The organism is Virgibacillus sp. M23 (assembly GCF_034190895.1).
Taxonomy (GTDB): Bacteria; Bacillota; Bacilli; order Bacillales; family Amphibacillaceae; genus Virgibacillus; species Virgibacillus salarius.
This window is the reverse complement of sequence record NZ_JAWDHA010000345.1, coordinates 1-406: the sequence shown is the minus strand read 5'-3', so window position 1 is coordinate 406 and position 406 is coordinate 1. Positions and strand designations below refer to the sequence as shown.

1 protein-coding gene is annotated in these 406 nt (G+C 42.4%); it reads right to left on the bottom strand.

The annotated features are described in order from the left end of the window. On the bottom strand, positions 1-406 hold a 406-nt coding region (locus RVS70_RS22895; RefSeq protein ID WP_321135041.1), incomplete at both ends, for a carbohydrate ABC transporter permease.

Sequence of the window (406 nt, the reverse complement as noted above, 5' to 3'; positions counted from 1 at the left end):
GCAATAAAGTATTTTTGCAGCGCCAAAAACAGAACAAACATTGGCAGCATTGCCATAAGCGCCGCTGCGGCAACTAAATGCAGGTTGTTGGCGTTTTGTCCGAAAAAACCTGCCATGGCTACTGTTAATGTCTGAACCTTTTGATCTTGTAAAAAGAAAATGGCAAATTGATAGTCGTTCCATATAAAAACACAAGAAATAATACAGATGGTTGCAGTGATCGGCTTCAGCAGAGGAAACACAATCGTAAAAAAGATTTTCAGCATCCCTGCGCCGTCAATTCTTGCGGCTTCTTCAAGCTCTTTTGGAATGGTCGATCGGATAAAGCCCGAATACAAGAATACGGTTAACGGCATGTAAGCCGCTGTATTGATCAAAATGGCGATGGCGTGTGTATTGACCATTC